The 15,982-nt window shown below is 69.8% G+C and carries 20 protein-coding genes; 9 read left to right on the forward strand and 11 right to left on the reverse strand.

Annotated features, from left to right (window positions below; translation table 11 throughout):
* Positions 1-108 precede the first annotated feature (108 nt).
* The 7 genes from H0B56_RS06285 to bcp all read left to right on the forward strand — a co-directional run bounded on the left by H0B56_RS06285 (position 109) and on the right by bcp (position 6,146).
* A complete protein-coding gene (locus tag H0B56_RS06285) occupies positions 109-1,749 on the forward strand; it encodes a putative glycoside hydrolase (RefSeq protein WP_180891979.1) in 1,641 nt (546 codons plus the stop codon).
* 90 nt (positions 1,750-1,839) lie between these two features.
* Positions 1,840-2,160 carry a hypothetical protein gene (locus H0B56_RS06290; protein WP_180891980.1) on the forward strand — a complete coding sequence of 107 codons (321 nt, stop codon included), beginning with the start codon at positions 1,840-1,842 and terminating at the stop codon, positions 2,158-2,160.
* On the forward strand, positions 2,160-3,788 hold the full coding sequence (locus H0B56_RS06295) for an alpha/beta hydrolase (RefSeq protein WP_180891981.1): 1,629 nt from the start codon (positions 2,160-2,162) through the stop codon (positions 3,786-3,788). The genes H0B56_RS06290 and H0B56_RS06295 overlap by 1 nt, the downstream gene beginning before the upstream one ends.
* A 9-nt stretch (positions 3,789-3,797) precedes the next feature.
* Positions 3,798-4,337 carry a hypothetical protein gene (locus H0B56_RS06300; protein WP_180891982.1) on the forward strand — a complete coding sequence of 180 codons (540 nt, stop codon included), beginning with the start codon at positions 3,798-3,800 and terminating at the stop codon, positions 4,335-4,337.
* A gap of 291 nt (positions 4,338-4,628) precedes the next feature.
* A complete protein-coding gene (locus tag H0B56_RS06305) occupies positions 4,629-4,811 on the forward strand; it encodes a hypothetical protein (RefSeq protein ID WP_089302848.1) in 183 nt (60 codons plus the stop codon).
* A 185-nt stretch (positions 4,812-4,996) separates the two neighbouring features.
* Positions 4,997-5,548, forward strand: a complete 552-nt coding sequence (locus tag H0B56_RS06310; RefSeq protein WP_180891983.1) for a hypothetical protein — start codon at positions 4,997-4,999, stop codon at positions 5,546-5,548.
* A 118-nt stretch (positions 5,549-5,666) separates the two neighbouring features.
* Positions 5,667-6,146 carry a thioredoxin-dependent thiol peroxidase gene (gene bcp / locus H0B56_RS06315; RefSeq protein WP_180891984.1) on the forward strand — a complete coding sequence of 160 codons (480 nt, stop codon included), beginning with the start codon at positions 5,667-5,669 and terminating at the stop codon, positions 6,144-6,146.
* A 26-nt stretch (positions 6,147-6,172) separates the two neighbouring features.
* On the opposite strand, the gene rdgB is transcribed toward bcp, so the two are convergent.
* The 11 genes from rdgB to clpS form a co-directional block, all read right to left on the reverse strand.
* Positions 6,173-6,781, reverse strand: coding sequence for an RdgB/HAM1 family non-canonical purine NTP pyrophosphatase (gene rdgB / locus H0B56_RS06320; RefSeq protein WP_180891985.1), 609 nt, complete (start codon positions 6,779-6,781; stop codon positions 6,173-6,175).
* Positions 6,778-7,566, reverse strand: coding sequence for a ribonuclease PH (gene rph / locus H0B56_RS06325; protein ID WP_180891986.1), 789 nt, complete (start codon positions 7,564-7,566; stop codon positions 6,778-6,780). The genes rdgB and rph overlap by 4 nt, the downstream gene beginning before the upstream one ends.
* A 55-nt stretch (positions 7,567-7,621) precedes the next feature.
* A complete protein-coding gene (locus H0B56_RS06330; protein ID WP_180891987.1) occupies positions 7,622-8,386 on the reverse strand; it encodes an MBL fold metallo-hydrolase in 765 nt (254 codons plus the stop codon).
* Between the two features lie 114 nt (positions 8,387-8,500).
* Positions 8,501-9,325 (reverse strand): glutamate racemase, encoded by an 825-nt coding sequence (gene murI, locus H0B56_RS06335; protein WP_180891988.1) that lies wholly within the window; start codon positions 9,323-9,325, stop codon positions 8,501-8,503.
* A gap of 18 nt (positions 9,326-9,343) precedes the next feature.
* Complete coding sequence (locus H0B56_RS06340) at positions 9,344-9,967, reverse strand: rhomboid family intramembrane serine protease (RefSeq protein WP_180891989.1); 624 nt, start codon at positions 9,965-9,967, stop codon at positions 9,344-9,346.
* 41 nt (positions 9,968-10,008) lie between these two features.
* On the reverse strand, positions 10,009-10,959 hold the full coding sequence (locus tag H0B56_RS06345; protein WP_180891990.1) for a cysteine synthase: 951 nt from the start codon (positions 10,957-10,959) through the stop codon (positions 10,009-10,011).
* 3 nt (positions 10,960-10,962) lie between these two features.
* Complete coding sequence (locus H0B56_RS06350; protein WP_089302856.1) at positions 10,963-11,241, reverse strand: MoaD/ThiS family protein; 279 nt, start codon at positions 11,239-11,241, stop codon at positions 10,963-10,965.
* Positions 11,242-11,315: 74 nt separating this feature from the next.
* The gene (locus tag H0B56_RS06355) at positions 11,316-11,768 is read right to left on the reverse strand and encodes a Mov34/MPN/PAD-1 family protein (protein ID WP_180891991.1); all 453 of its coding nucleotides are present in this window, start codon (positions 11,766-11,768) and stop codon (positions 11,316-11,318) included.
* Positions 11,769-11,854: 86 nt separating this feature from the next.
* Positions 11,855-12,946: a P1 family peptidase gene (locus H0B56_RS06360; RefSeq protein ID WP_180892374.1), complete on the reverse strand. Its 1,092-nt coding sequence runs from the start codon at positions 12,944-12,946 to the stop codon at positions 11,855-11,857.
* Between the two features lie 81 nt (positions 12,947-13,027).
* On the reverse strand, positions 13,028-13,588 hold the full coding sequence (locus tag H0B56_RS06365) for a DUF2017 domain-containing protein (protein WP_180891992.1): 561 nt from the start codon (positions 13,586-13,588) through the stop codon (positions 13,028-13,030).
* Positions 13,585-13,884, reverse strand: a complete 300-nt coding sequence (gene clpS / locus H0B56_RS06370; RefSeq protein WP_089302860.1) for an ATP-dependent Clp protease adapter ClpS — start codon at positions 13,882-13,884, stop codon at positions 13,585-13,587. Before clpS ends, H0B56_RS06365 begins: the two co-directional genes overlap by 4 nt.
* Before the next feature lie 120 nt (positions 13,885-14,004).
* Between clpS and H0B56_RS06375 the strand changes: the two genes are divergently transcribed.
* Positions 14,005-15,306 (forward strand): nicotinate phosphoribosyltransferase, encoded by a 1,302-nt coding sequence (locus tag H0B56_RS06375; RefSeq protein ID WP_180891993.1) that lies wholly within the window; start codon positions 14,005-14,007, stop codon positions 15,304-15,306.
* 97 nt (positions 15,307-15,403) lie between these two features.
* Positions 15,404-15,979, forward strand: coding sequence for an isochorismatase family protein (locus H0B56_RS06380; protein ID WP_180891994.1), 576 nt, complete (start codon positions 15,404-15,406; stop codon positions 15,977-15,979).
* The last annotated feature ends 3 nt before the right edge of the window (positions 15,980-15,982 follow it).

Consider the following 15,982-nt stretch of genomic DNA (forward strand, 5'->3'; position numbering starts at 1 on the left):
TCGACGTCTTTCCGGGGGAAACGTCCTGAGCGGCCGGGCTACACGCCGCGAGGACGAGGACGAGCAGGGCGATCAGTGGCAGTGGACGGTTCATCCGCGGCTCCTCGCGTGCGCTATGGGGTTCTCACGGCCGTCCTCGCTGCCGCCGGCTGCACGAGCCCGGCCGCGCAGGAGACCGACCTGACCTTCGGTGGCTCCGGGAACGACCTGGTCATCGGGTCCGAAGATCGTAATGACATTCATTTTACTCTCGCTGTGAACCCGCCGGGGGAGCTCGACGACCTCCGGTTGGTACTCGACGGCATCGGCGATGTCACCGCCGAGGCCGCCGGCACGGACGGGTCGCTGCGGTACGAACCACCGGCTGACCTGTCCGACGGCGACTACACGCTGTCCGTGGTCGAGGCGAGCGATATCGCCGACGCGGAGTCCGGAGAGCTCACCGAGGACGCCACCGTGCACCATGCGTGGCGGTTCGAAGTCGACACTGCTCCTCCCCCGCTGGAAATCACCGAACCGGAGCAGTCGGGGTTACTGAGCGAAGATGCGGCGCTGGCCGGAACCACCGAGCCCGGGGCACGCGTGTTCGTCGACGAGACCGAGGTGGAGGTGTCCGAGGACGGCAGCTTCGACGCCGATCCCGGTATCGGGACCGGCGAGTCCGGCGAGGTGACGGTGCGCGCGGTCGACCCGGCCGGAAACTCCACTCGCGACACGGTCGAGCTGACCGTGATGCCCCCGGCTGTCGACGCGGAGGAGGTGCGCGGTGTGCACGTCTCGCCACATGCCTGGGCCACGCCGAGCTTCCGTGACCGCGTCCTGGACATGGCCGAGGCCGGGAAGATCAACACCGTCCAGCTCGATCTCAAGGACGAGTCGGGAGAGATCGGCTACGACAGCGAGGTACCACTCGCCCAGGACTGCGGCGCTGCCAGTGGCGTGTACGACCTCACCGACGCCATCGCCGAGCTGCACGACCGCGGCGTGCACGTCGTCGGCCGCGTGGTGGCCTTCCGGGACGCGAAGCTCGCCGAGCACGCCTGGTCGAACGGCGAGCGCGACCGGGTGATCCAGACCCCGGGCGGTGGCCGCTACGCGGGCTACGGTGGGTTCACCAGCTTCGCCGACCCCGATGTCCGCACCTACAACCTGGACATCGCCGAGGAGGCAGCGGCCGCGGGCGTCGACGCCATCCTGTGGGACTACATCCGGCGCCCCGACGGGGACGTGCGGAACCTGGTCGTGCCCGGTGTGAACGACACGGAAAGCGACGACGACACCGAGGACATCGAGGACGCCATGGCGGAAGCCGTCGTCGACTTCACCGAGCAGGCCGCCGAGCGGCTGGCGCCGTACCAGGTCGACCACGGGGTGTCGGTATACGGGATCGCCGCCACCCGGCCGCACGAGATCGCCCAGGACATCCCGGCGATGGCCGAGCACGTCGACTACGTCTCCCCCATGGTCTATCCCTCGCACTGGGGGCCCGGTGAGTACGACGTGGCCGAGCCCAACCGGCAACCCTACGAGATCGTCCACCGCTCGCTGGAGGACTTCCTCGAACAGGTCGACGGGACGGGCGCCCGGGTCGTCCCCTGGCTGGAGGACACCAACTACCGGGCATGGGACCGCGCCGAGAAGGTACGCCAGCAGATCGCGGCGACCGAGGACCACGACATCGACGAGTGGCTGATGTGGGACCCGCAGGTACGCTACACCCTGGATGCCTACCCGGAACGGGACGAGTGAGGTACGCCGACGCTCGGCGCATTCCGCACCCGCACGCGGCCCGGCGCTGCTAACGTGTCCCGCGTCAGGTCAGCGACCCGAGGGGGATGCGTGTCGGACGGTTTCGAGGTCGAGCAGCTGTCGAACCTCGCCGAGACGGGTGCCGAGTTCGTGGAGCTCGCCGACGCCGCCGCGGCGGCGCACGCCGAGTTCACCGGCAACGTCCAGCGCCACGAGGGCACCAACGCCGGGTTCGTCACTACCAGCCGGCTCGGCACGGTAGCCAGTATGTGGGGATACCAGATCGACGACCTGTCCAAACGCACCGCGGCCACCGGCGGCCTGCTGCAGGACAGTCACGACTCCTACGAGGAATTGGAGGCCGCGGTCGTGGAGTCGCTCGACCGCGTCGACGGTGGCGGGGGTGCGTGATGGTCTCGTTCAGCGACCTGCGGGACGCGGACCCGAGCGCGTACGACGACATCGCCGACCAGTGGGCACGTCTGGCAGGCGAACTCGACGCCACCGCGCGGGACATCAAGCGGGCAGCAGGCGGGTTGGACGGCTGGTCCGGTGAGGCCGCCGATATGGCGCGCGAGCACATCGCCGACGTGCGCTCGGGCTACGACACCGCCGCCGAGTACATCGACAGGATTCCCGGCGTGCTGCGGACGCTCTCCGATGCGATCTCGGACGCGCAGGAGCGGGTGAACAGGGCTGTCGACACCGCAGAGGCACGCGACATGGTGCATGTTGACCGGGTTACCGGTGCGGTCAGCACACCGCCCGGCGTCGCGCCGGGCGACATGCGCACCGATGAGCAGCTCGCCGCGGACCGGGAGCTGGTCACCGAGCTCAACGACGCCATAACGGCCGCCGTCGCCGACGCCACCGAGGCCGACCGGGTGGCCTCCCGGCAGCTCGATGACCTGATGCCCGACGACGCCGGGTTGAGTTCCGAGGCAGTCGGATCCGGCAACATCGTCACCCCGAGCGAGCTGCCACAGGACGACTGGTCGGCGGCCGAGGTCAAGGAGTGGTGGGACGAGCTGACGCCGATGCAGCAGGAGTCGGCGATCTACACCCACGGGGACAGCATCGGGACCATGGACGGCATCCCCGTCGAGGCGCGGGACCGCGCCAACCGCATCCGCTTCGCCGACGAGTACGCCGACCTCGAAGCGCGCCGCGATGCGCTGATCGCACTCGGCGACGACCGTTCCCTGACCCAGGACAACGAGCTGCGCGAGCTCAACGACGTCCACGAGGGGATGGACGCGATCAAGGAGCGCCTGGAGCGCGAGCCGACCGGGAACGCGCCGCAGGCCTACCTGCTGGACTTCGAGACCGAGGGCAACGGGCGTGGCATCGTGGCCACCGGCAACCCCGACACCGCCGACAACACGGTGACCAACGTGCCGGGGACGGGTTCGGGACTGAGCTCGATGCCCGGCGAGCTGAGCAAGGCCGACCGAATCCTGGAGGCAGCCGGGCAGTACTCGAGCGCAGAGACCGCCGCGGTGACCTGGATCGGTTACGACGCCCCGCAGGACGTACTCTTCGAAGCGCCGCGTGAGTCGTACGCCGACGAGGCAGCGCCCGATCTCGCCGGTTTCCAGAACGGGCTCGACGCCACGCATGAAGGCGGCGGCGGGCACAACACCGTGATCGGGCACAGCTACGGCTCCACGGTGGTCGGGCACACCGCCCGCGACCACGGGTTGACGGTGGACAACATGGTCTTTCTCGGCAGCCCCGGCGTCGGTGTCGACCACGCAGGCGAGCTCAACATCGACCCGGAGAACGTCTACGCAAGCACCGCGGAGAACGACATCATCCGCGCCGGTGCCGCCGTTTCACACGGACTGGGGGACTCACCGATCGACGAGGACTTCGGCGCCGTGGAGTTCCGGTCCGACCCGGGCACCGACGGCCTGGGGCCGCTCGGCTCCACGGACGCGCACTCCGAGTACTGGGACCGGCAGAACGAGTCCCTGAAGAACCTGGGCCGGATCGTGACCGGCCAGGACAACAGCACCCTGACCACTCCCACGGAATAGCCCATACTCATGCCGACGACATCCAGCAGCACAGCTCGCGCGGCCGGACTCCCGGCCGGCCCCGGCCTGGCGCTGGCCCTGCTGCTGGTGCTGGCCGCCTGCACCGGAGGATCCGCCATGGAGCCCACCCTCACCGAGGAGCAAGCCCGCGACCGCGCCGAACAGCACATCCAGGAAGCCATCGCCGCCCTCCCCGACGAGCCCACCCTGAACCTGCTCAGCGACTACTCGGACGAGTGCACCGACCCCACCGACAACGGACCCCAGGGTCGCTACCAGGTCGGCAAGACCTACTGGCTCGACGACCTCTCCCCCGAGCGCAACGACGCCTACCTCGACGCCCTCCGCGCCCACTGGGAGGCCAACAACTACCGCATCAGCAGCGACAACCGTCCCGACGACCGCACGATCACGGTCGAGCACAACGAGGACGCCTTCCGCATGTCCGTCGTGGCACGCCCCGACGACCAACGCCTCTCCCTCGGAGCGGGCTCGCCCTGCATCTGGCCCGAGGGAACCCCACCCGAGGACGACGAACCCGGCTTCTGACGCTCACCGCCGCGCCGCGGATCCGGCCGGCCAGCGCTCCTAGCCGGACCTTGGCGTCGGCACGTTCCGCCGCGGCACGTTCCGCCGCGCGATACGGGCGAACGAGACGGAACACGCATCCCCCTGTGAGCGATGCATTCCCTGCTGCATGTGCATCTGGTCGTGATGTAGAGTCGGGAATCACCGGTCGACCCCAGGGCCGGTTGCGGCCCCCGGCGCTTCTCCCCCTCGCGCTGGGGGCCCTCTACTCACCGGCCCGTACTGTGTGCGGGAAGGACAGGAGGTGACAGCGTGCGTGCGATCAACCCGTGGCGTGTTGTCACCAACCTGGCGGACTGGTTCGAGGTGCGTGGGGTATACGTCCCGCGCAAGGACACCGCACAGGTACAGCCCTGGCGTGAGTTCGGGTGGCTTCTCATCGGGTGGCTGCTCGGCCTGACCTTGTTCGTTCTCGTCTTCGCGCTCGCCACCTGAGCACGCGCGCCGCCACAGCTCGTCACGTCGAGTAGCCGACGGTTACAGTTCGGATACAGCCCGGCACCGGGTCTGCCTCAACCGCCCTGTCGGCTCGCCCGTGACGCTGGCAGTGCGGAAAGCTGTGAGGGCGCCTCTCACCCACCCCGCCCACGAGCGGAACCCCGACTCCGAAGGAGTGACCCGTGCGCGCGCCCCGCGCCCGTCACCGCACGACGATCCTGCTCTGTGCGGCCGCCCTGACCTGCGTAGCGCCGGTCGCCGTCGGCGGCTGCGCCTCCCCGGCCACAGGGGAGTCCGCGGGCGCAGGCAGCGCGTCCGAGCCGGTGCCCGGCATGCGAGCGCACAACACCGACCTCGAGTTCGGGCAGCGGAGCACGTTCGACAACGGGGTCGCGGTCCGCGTCGCCGGGCCACGCACGTTCACCCCCAGCGATGCCGCATACCCCTCCAGCGACTCCGCCGTGGCGTTCGAGATCTCGCTCCGCAACGGATCGGACACGCCGTACCAGCTCTCCCAGCTCGCTGTGTCGGCGACGATGGCAGGCGCCGAGCTGCGCGAGATCGTCGACCCCCGCCAGGGGTTCACCGGATTCGCCGGTGCCGGTGACGACCTCCCCTCCGGCAGGAGCACGCATGTGACCGTCGCGTTCGCCGCAGCCGACGGCGAAGCCGCCGTATCGCTGACCGTGCAGGTCGACCCGGACCTGCACACCGCGCGGTTCACCGGCCGCTGACACCCCGCGTGGGGCGAGCCGAAGGGCCCCTCCGGTGCATATTCGGTACCCGAGGCCCCCTTCGGCTCGAACTCGCCCGGCCGCTGGCCGCGTCGCCGGCAACGTCTATGCTCGGCGCGTGGCTGATCAACAACGACTGTCCCCCGGCGACAAGGCCCCCGACTTCACCCTTCCGGACAGTACGGGAGCCCCGGTCACGCTGTCCGGCTACCGGGGCCTGCCGGTCATCGTGTACTTCTACCCGCGCGCGGCCACTCCCGGCTGCACCACGCAGGCCTGCGACTTCCGCGACAACCTGGCGTTGCTCGGCGACTCCGGCTACCGGGTGCTCGGGATCTCTCCGGACCCCCAGGACAAGCTCGCCGCCTTCGCCGAGGCCGAGCGCCTCCCGTTCCCCCTGCTGTCCGATCCGGACAAAGAGGTGATGGCCGGGTGGGGCGCCTTCGGCGAGAAGACGAACTACGGCAAGGTCACGCAGGGCGTGATCCGGTCGACCGTCGTCGTCGACGCCGATGGCGTGATCGCGCTCGCCCGTTACAACGTCAAGGCGACCGGGCACGTCGCGCGGCTGCTCAGGGACCTGGAGATCAGCGCCTAGGGTGCGGCCCCAGAAGGACGCACACCCTACGCCGACGCCAGCTCGCGCAAGTGCGTGACCAGCGCCCGCAACGCCTGTCCGCGGTGCGACACCTCGTCCTTCTCGCTCGGTTCCAGCTCCGCCGAGGTCCGGGTGTCGCCGTCCGGCACGAAGATCGGGTCGTAACCGAACCCGTTCGTCCCCCGCGGCTCCCTGGTGAGCGTCCCGTGCCAGCGGCCGAGTACGACCGTCTCGGAGCCGTCCGGGCGTACGAGCGCGGCAGCGCACACGAACGCCGCCGTCCGCCGCTCGTCGGGAACATCGCTGAGCTGGTCGAGCACCAGCCGGAGGTTGGCCTCGTCGTCGCCGTGCCGACCGGCCCAGCGCGCCGAGAGTACACCCGGCATACCACCGAGCGCGTCCACCGCGAGCCCGGAGTCGTCCGCGACGGAGGCGAGCCCGGATGCCCGCGCGGCGTCGCGGGCCTTGATGAGCGCGTTGTCGGAGAACGTCGCCGCCGCCTCCACCGACTCCTCGAACGGCTCGACATCGGCGAGACCCACCACCGTCAGCTCGTCGATACCGGCCGAGGTGAGGATGCGCCGCAGCTCGTCGAGCTTCTTGGTGTTGCGCGTCGCCAGCAGCAGCCGCGTCATTTCCCGCCCTTGGACTTCTTGCCGTTCTTGCCCTGCTTACGCTCCGGCAACTCACCGGGATACGGCTGCTCGAGCGCCTCGGTCTGCTTACGCGCCAGCTCCGCGCACCCGGCGAGCGCGGAGTCCAGCATGCGATCCAGCGTCGATCGGGTGAACGTCGCGCCTTCAGCCGTGCCCTGGACCTCGATCAGCGTGCCGGTCTCGGTGGCCACCACGTTCATGTCCACCTCGGCGCGCGCGTCCTCCTCGTACGGCAGGTCCAGCCGGACCTTCCCGTCCACGACCCCGACGCTGATCGCCGCGATCGCGGCCGAGAGCGGCTTCGGGTCGGCGAGGCTGCCCGCGGCGTCGAGCCACGTGATCGCGTCGGCGAGCGCGACGTAGGCGCCGGTGATCGCCGCCGTACGCGTACCGCCGTCGGCCTGGATGACGTCGCAGTCGATCACGATGGTGTTCTCACCGAGCGCGGCGAGGTCGATACACGCACGCAGGGACCTGCCGATCAACCTGCTGATCTCATGGGTACGGCCGCCGATCTTGCCCTTCACCGACTCGCGGTCACCGCGGCTGCCGGTCGCAGAGGGCAGCATCGCGTACTCGGCAGTGACCCACCCGAGTCCCGAACCGACACGCCAGCGCGGCACACCCTCGGTCACGCTCGCCGCGCACAACACGCGGGTGTCGCCGAACTCGATCAGCACCGACCCGGCGGGCCACTTCTGGTACCCGCGCGTGATGGTGACGTCCCGTAGCTGGTCATCGTCTCGTCCGTCTGCTCGTACCACGGATCGAGCCTATCGACGGTCCGTATCGCGGTCGCGTCCGGCCCGCACGTGCCGCTCAGAACTGGTAGACCGCCCCCTGCTCGACCAGCTCGAGCGGGCCGGCGAACGCGGTGCGCGCCTCCGCGTAGATCTTGGCGCGGTCGGTCCAGGGGGCGATGTGGGTGAGCAGGAGCCTGCGCGCGCCCGTGCGGGTGGCGAGCGCTCCGGCAGCGGCCCCGGACAGGTGCACCCCGACGGGGCGATCGTCCGACTCGGTCCAGGTGGCCTCCGCGAGCAGGACGTCCACATCGGCGGCCAGGCTGTCGAGTTCCGGGCAGACGTCGGTGTCGCCGGTGTAGGCGATCGTCACGTCCCCGTAGGCGATACGCAGCCCGAAGGCCGGGGTCGGGTGGAACACCGGAAACGCGGTGATCTCGAATGGACCGATTCGCGCGGGCTCGACGGGCAGCGACCGGAACTCGAAGACGTCCGACAGGTCGGTCTCGGCGCGCTCCGGCTCGTTCGGGGCGTACAGGTTGGCAAGCCGCGCGGCGGCATCGTCCGGCCCGTACAGCGGCAGGCGCTGACCGCCCGCCGGCCGCTGCGGGTGGTACCTGCGCAGCACTGTCAGGGCAGCCACATCGACGCAGTGATCCGGGTGCAGGTGAGACAGCATCAGCGCGTCCAGCTCGAACGGATCCTGAATCGCCTGCAACGCGGCGAGCGTCCCGTTGCCCAACTCGAGCCCGAGAACGAAGCCGTCCGCCTCGATGAGGTACCCCGAGGCATTCGTGGTGGGGCCAGGGATACTTCCCGCGCAGCCGAGAATCGTCAGTCGCACGCTGCCTACCCTGCCACGTCACAGCACTGAGGAGAATGAGGCACGGGCAACATCACCCGTGTCACGCGAGGGCCACCCCTGCTGCGCCGGGCCCCGGGACGGCCGTGCTTCCCGCTAGCCGGTACGCGCGAGCGAGCGTACCGCGAACCCGTCCCGGATGCCGAGGAAACGCTGCGCGATCCGCGTGAACGGTTCGGCCTCGCCGGTTGCGAGGAACTCGTGCTCGGGCCCGGTGACGGGCCGCTCGGCGTCGGCGAGCAGGTCCGCCCGGATCAGCGTGCGCACCACGTCCTTAGCGGTCTCCTCCGCGCTGGAGACGAGCGTCACCTCGTGGCCCATCACGATCTGCAGGACACCGGTCAGCAACGGGTAGTGCGTGCAACCGAGCACCAGCGTGTCCACGTCCGCACGCAGCAGCGGGTCGAGGTACCCCTGGGCGAGTCCGAGCACCTGCCTCCCCGATGTGATGCCGCGCTCGACGAAGTCGACGAACCGCGGGCAGGCCACACTGGTGACGCGCACGTCGCGCACGGCGGCGAACGCGTCGTCGTAGGCCCTCGACCGGACGGTGCCCTCCGTCCCGATCACCCCGATGCGGCCGGTGTGCGTCGCGGCCACCGCGCGCCGCACAGCGGGCAGCACCACCTCGACCACCGGCACGTCGTAGCGTTCCCGCGCGTCGCGCAGGCAGGCGGCCGAGGCGGTGTTGCAGGCGATCACCAGCGCCTTGACCCCGCTGTCGACCAGCTCGTCGAGCTGGGCCAGCGCCAGCTCGCGTGCGCGGGCGATGGGAAGCGGGCCGTACGGGGAGTTGGCGGTGTCACCGACGTAGCGCACCCGCTCGGCGGGGAGCTGGTCGAGCACCGCACGCGCCACCGTCAAACCCCCGACTCCGGAGTCGAAGATCCCGATGGGCGCGCTCGCGTCGACTGGTGGCACGGTCGCGAGCCTACTCGCCTACCAGGTCCACCGGGTCGCGCGCACCTGCCCGCGTTCGGCACGCGCCACCAGCCACGCGGCGAGGATGCCGGACAGCGCACCGAAGAGGTGCCCCTGCCAGGACACGCCCTGGTAGAGCGGCAGCACACTCCACAACATGCTGCCGTACAGGAAGAACAGGATGCCCGCGATGACCAGCTGCCCGCCACTGCGGTTGAAGAACCCGCGAACCAGCAGGAAAGCCAGCCACCCGAACGCGAGGCCGGACGCACCGATCGTGACGGCCTGCGACGGCCCGGCCAGCCACACACCCAACCCGCTGAGCATCCAGATCAGGGCGGTCACGACCGCCCACTGCGCGAGCCCGCCCGCCATCGCCAGGAATGCGAACACCACGACCGGCACGGTGTTGGCCGCCAGGTGATCCCAGCCACCGTGCAGCAGCGGCGCCCACAGCAGCCCGTCGAACTCCGACCAGTCCCTGCTGCGGATCCCGCCCGCGCGCACCAGGCTCGCCGGGAAGATCCGGTCGACGAACCACACCAGGTACAGCAGCGCGACGAAGCCGAACGACACGAGCAGTGCCTTGCCCGGCTCCGCCGGGAGCGCGCGCTTCGTCGAGTCCTCCGGCAGCCTGCTCATACCCTCAGTCTCCTAGCCGGAACCACCCGTCCGCCTCCGGGTCACGCCCAGAGCTGGCCGTCGAGCCGTTCGGCGGCCTCGTCGAGCGAACCGCTGTACGCGCCGGTGGACAGGTACTTCCACCCGGCGTCGGCCACCACGAACGCCACGTCGGCCGACTCTCCCCGCGCGACAGCCTTCTCCGCCATGGCCAGCGCGGCGTGCAGCACAGCACCGGTGGAGATGCCCGCGAAGATTCCCTCGAACTCGAGCAGCTCGCGGGTACGGCGCAGCGCGTCGTAGGCGCCGACCGAGAACCGGCCGGTGAGCACGTCCGCGTCGTAGAGCTCCGGCACGAAGCCCTCGTCGAGGTTGCGCAGGCCGTAGACGAGCTCGCCGTAGCGCGGCTCGGCCGCGACCACGTGGACGCCGGGCTTGTGCTCGTGCAAGTACCGGCCCACTCCCACGAGCGTCCCCGTGGTGCCGAGGCCACCGACGAAGTGGGTGACCTCGGGCAGGTCCTTGAGCAGCTCGGGACCGGTACCCCTGTAGTGCGCGTCGGCGTTGGCCTGGTTGCCGTACTGGTAGAGCAGCACCCAGTCCGGGTTGCTCTGGGCGAGCTCCTTCGCCCTGCGCACAGCCTCGTTGGAGCCTCCGGCGGCCGGGGAGTCGACGATCCTCGCCCCGTAGGCCTGCAGCAGCTGTTTGCGCTCGGCCGAGGTGTTCTCCGGCATGACGCACACCAGCCCGTACCCCTTGACCTTGGCTGCCATGGCCAGGGCGATACCGGTGTTACCGGACGTCGGTTCCAGGATCGTCGACCCCTGCCGCAGGGTGCCGTCCCGCTCGGCCGCCTCGATCATGGCCAGGGCTGGCCTGTCCTTGATCGAACCCGTCGGGTTGCGGTCCTCGAGCTTGGCCCACAGCCGCACATCGCGCGCGGGCGACAACCGCGGCAGCCCGATCAACGGGGTGTCGCCGAGCGCGTCGAGCAGCGACTCGTATCTGCTCACGGCTTAACGTGCACCACCAGCGACTGCGGGAAGGATCGTCACGGTGTCGCCGTCGGATACCTCGGCGTCCAGCCCACCGACGAAACGCACGTCCTCGTCGTTGACGTAGACGTTGACGAACCGGTGCAGCTTGGAGTCCTTGACCAGACGCTCCTTCAAACCACTGTGCCGGGACTCGATGTCGTCGAGGACCTCGAGCACCGTGCTACCCGCCGCCTCGACCGACTTCGCGCCGTCGGTGTGGCTTCGCAAGATGGTCGGGATGGACACGGTTACAGCCATGTGTTACCTCCGCGGAAATGGGCCGGCATTACGCTTGCCTTGACGCTGACACTCGGGTGACTATTCCCGGCGCCTCAGTCTTCGTGAAGGCCGTCACTACCAGTATCGGCCTTCGACGAGGGTTCGACCACCTCGACGTCCTCCTCGGTGACGACCCCGTCCACGATGCGATACGAGCGGAACTCGTAGGTCTCCGGGTCCCTGGTCGACACCAAGACATAGTGCGCTTCAGGTTCCGAGGCGTAGGCGATGTCGGTTCGTGAGGGGTAGGCCTCCGTCGCCGTGTGCGAGTGGTAAATGACCACGGGCACCTCGTCACGCGCGTCCATCTCGCGGTAGAGCTTGAGCAGGTCGCCCGAGTCGAACTCGTAGAAGGTCGGCGAACGCGCGGCGTTGACCATCGGGATGAAACGCTCCGGCTCATCGGAGCCCTCCTTCCCGGCGATAACCCCGCACGCCTCGTCCGGGTGGTCCCGGCGAGCATGCGCGACGATCTCGTCGACAAAGTCCCTACGGATCTTCAGCACGTTGCCATCCTAAAGGTTGGACGTTCGGTGTCCGCATCATGAGAAGGGCCACGCCGCGCTCACACCCCAGCGCTTCCCGGGAGCACTCAGCACACCTCCGGCCAGACGTCCCGGTAGGCGGGCAGCCCGGCCGTGCCGTCCGCGCGCAGCAGGCCGTGCACCATCGCGCGGGAGAAGCACGTGGCGGCTGCCGCGCACAGCTGGTCGAGCGCGGCAGCGCGGGCCGCGGCCCCGAACGGCCCCGAGCCCTCCGGAAGTTCGTGGGCACCCGTGCCGAGCGCGAATACCGTATCCCCGTCGAACATCGAGTGCGCGGGACGCACGGCGCGGGCGATCCCGTCCTGTGCCGCCATGGCAAGGCGCTGGCACTCGGCCTTGGTCAGCGCCGCATCGGTGGCCACCACGCCGATCGTGGTGTTCAGCGACCGGCCGTCGTCCCCGGCGTGACCACCGTCACCGCTGGAGAGATCTCCCGCTCGGGACGGCCAGGCACCGACGCCGAACTCTCCGGCGAGCTCGCATTCGGCCGTCCACGGCCTGCCTGTGCCGGTGTCGACGGCCTCACCGAAGGCGTTGACCACGGCCAGCGCTCCCACGGTCGGCTGTGACTCGCCCGGCTGGGGGTGGCCGGGCCGGGTCTCCCCGGCCCGGCCACCGGGTTCCGGCACGATCACGCTCGCCGTGCCGACGCCGCCCTTCAGCGAGCCGACCTTGGCACCGGCGCCCGCCCCGACACACCCCTGCGCCACGGGGCCGGATGCCGCGTTCTGGCAGGCCTGGTAACCGAACTCCGCGTCCGGGCGGTTGCCCCAGTCGCTGCGGGGCAGGTCGAACACGACCGCGGCCGGCACGACCGGGACCACCTCGTGCGGCTGCGCACCGACGGCGAACCCGTGCGCGCGTTCGCCGAGCCAGCGCATCACCCCGTCGGCGGCCGCGAGGCCGTAGGCGCTCCCGCCGGACAGGCAGATGCCGTGCACCTGTTGCACGAGGTTCTGCGGGGCGAGCAGGTCCGTCTCCCGGGTCCCCGGCGCTCCGCCACGACCGTCGACGCCGCATACGGCACCGTCCGGGACCAGCACCACGGTGCTGCCGGTCGCCCATCCACGGCCCACGCGCTCGTGGTGCCCGACGGATAGCCCCGCCACATCGGTGATCGCGTTCTCCGCCCCCGTCATGCTCATCGTGCCCCGAGACGCTACCAGCATATGGCCGGCTGAATGACGCGTTCGGTCCGTCTGGCGGACCGAACGCGTCATTCAGCCGGCCGTTACGGCTTGGACCAGGCTTTCCTGGACGTAGGTGAGCCAGTGATACACGCCGAGGTGTGAGGCCTGCGGGTCGTCCTCCGGAAGCTCCTCGGGTGTCTCCTCGTTGATGTCGAGCACAGTGCCCAGCGCGAGCCGGACATCGTTGATCGCCGACAGCCACGCGTCCGCCTGCTCGAGGTCGAGCGAGACCTCGCCGCCGCCGGACGGCAGCGTCTCCAGCACCACCGAGGCCACGCCGAGCTTGGCATCGATCAGCTCCGGCTCGTGCAGCGAGCGCAACGCCGCCGCCGACTCGAGATCCTCCTCCGAAGGCTGATCCGGGTCCATGCGGTGAAAGTCGGGCAACAGCCGGGACAGCACGGGATCGTCCGGAGCCGTCGTCGGTCCGGAACGCATTCCGGTCAGCTCGGCGAGCTCGTCCTGCGGCGTCTCGTCCACCCGCGCACGCAGCACGTCGTCGATGTGCCGCAACAACCCGCGCAGCACCGCCGCTTCCTGCTGGGCGAACTCCGCGACGACGTGATCGCCCTTGCGCTTCCAGTCCTTCATGGCGCCTGCTGCATCGTCGCCCACAGGCCGGCCGCGTGCAGCTTCGCGACGTCGCCCTCGACCTTCTCCTTCGTGCCCCACGACACCACGGCCTTGCCCTTGTGGTGCACGTCGAGCATCAGCTTCGTGGCGTGGTCGCGGCTGTAGCCGAAAAGCTTCTGGAACACGTACGTGACATAGGACATCAGGTTCACTGGATCGTTCCAGACGATAGCCTGCCACGGTTTGTCCTCGGCTCCGAGCTCAGCACCGATCGGCTCGACCTGTGTCTGTTCGGCCTCGAGGGGCGTGGACATGCTTCCATGGTGGCACGGCGCGATACGCGCGCAACGCCTGCGGTCGCCCCGCCGAGCGGCCACGTCCGGATGACGATTCCCGGCAGCACGACAACCGCCGGCCCGCGTACCGTGATCCCCATGGCACAGCAGGCGGGGCTGCCCCCATCGAGCACGGCGTTGCTGACCGACCACTACGAGCTCACCATGCTCGCCAGCGCGCTGCACGACGCGAGTGCCAACCGCGACTGCGTGTTCGAGGTGTTCGCGCGCAGCTTGCCCGAAGGGCGCCGGTTCGGCGTCGTGGCGGGCACCGCTCGCGTGCTCGAGGCGATCACCGAGTTCCGGTTCACCGACGCCGACCTCGCCCACCTCGAGTCCGCGGGAGTCGTCGACCGATCCACGGTGGACTGGCTCGCCGACTTCGAGTTCACGGGCGACATCGACGGCTACCCGGAGGGCGAGCTGTACTTCCCCGGATCGCCGATCTTCACGGTGCACGCTCCGTTCGCGCAGGCCGTGCTGCTGGAAACCCTGGTGCTGTCGGTGTTCAACCACGACTGCGCGGTCGCCTCGGCCGCGGCACGGATGAGCTCGGCAGCCAAGAGCAGGCCGCTGATCGAGATGGGTGGCAGGCGCACCCACGAGTACGCCGCCGTCGCCGCGGCACGCGCCGCCTACCTCGCCGGGTTCGCGGCCACGTCCAACCTGGAGGCAGGCAGCCGGTACGGCATACCCACCCGCGGCACCGTCGCGCACGCGTTCATGATGCTGCACGACACAGAGGAGGACGCCTTCCGCGCACAGGTGGCGGCACTCGGCACCGATACGACCCTGCTGGTGGACACCTACGACATCTCGGTAGGAATCGACACCGCCATCCGGGTAGCGGGACCCGAGCTCGGCGCGATCCGCATCGACTCCGGTGACGTGGGGGTGCTGGCCCGTCAGGCCAGGGAGCAGCTGGACTCCCTCGGAGCGCGGGACACCCGCATCATCGTCTCCGGCGACCTCGACGAGCACGCGATCGCCGCACTGCGCGCCGAGCCCGTCGACGCGTTCGGCGTCGGCACCTCCGTGGTCACCGGCTCCGGTGCCCCAACGGCGAACCTGGTCTACAAGCTCGTCGAGGTGAACGGGAAGCCGGTAACCAAACGCAGCGAGCACAAGGAGTCCCGCGGCGGCCGCAAGTCGGCGGTGCGACGCCTCAAGAGCACCGGGACCGCCAGGGAGGAAATCGTGCACCCGGCGGGTAATCCACCCAACACGGGTCCACACGATCAGGTCGTGCCGACCGCGCTGATGCGTGGTGGCAGACCCGTCGATGACCTCTCTACCCTGGAAGACAGCAGGAATCGCCTTCGCAACAGGCTGGTGAGCCTGCCATGGGAGGGCCTCAAGCTCTCCAAGGGCGAACCGGCCATCGCGACGGTGTTCGGCTAGTGGTGCACCGGCCCGATACAGCCCTGGCCGGATATCCCGGGCAGGGCCTCGCCAGCCGGACCGGCGTACCACCCCGCTCCACACGGAGGTCACCGCCATGGCTCGCGCACTGATCATCGTCGACGTGCAGAACGACTTCTGCGAGGGAGGCTCGCTGGCAGTCGCCGGCGGGGCGATGCTCGCCGGGGACATCTCGACCTTCCTGGCCAACGACGCCGCCTACGACCACATCGTCGCCACCCGTGACTACCACATCGACCCGGGCGCGCATTTCAGCGACGAGCCCGATTTCGTCCGGTCATGGCCCCCGCATTGCCGGGCGGGCACCCCGGGTGCGTCGTTCCATCCCGCGCTCAACGTCGGGCCGATCACCGAGGTGTTCTCCAAGGGTCACTACAGCGACGGCTACTCCGGCTTCGAGGGCGAGTCCGAGGGCGGCGGGGAGAATCTCGCGGCCTGGCTGCGGGCACGCGACGTCGACGAGGTCGACCTCATCGGCATCGCCACCGACCACTGTGTGCGCGCGACGTCGCTGGACGCGGCACGGGAGGGGTTCGGCGCGCGCACACTGCTCGACTACACAGCAGGGGTGAGCCGGGACACCGTCGACAATGCCCTCCAGCAGCTGGACGACGCGGGCGTCGAGCTGGTCGGCCGGCCACGCGTCGGGTGAGCG

The organism is Haloechinothrix aidingensis (assembly GCF_013450155.1).
Lineage (GTDB): Bacteria > Actinomycetota > Actinomycetes > Mycobacteriales > Pseudonocardiaceae > Haloechinothrix > Haloechinothrix aidingensis.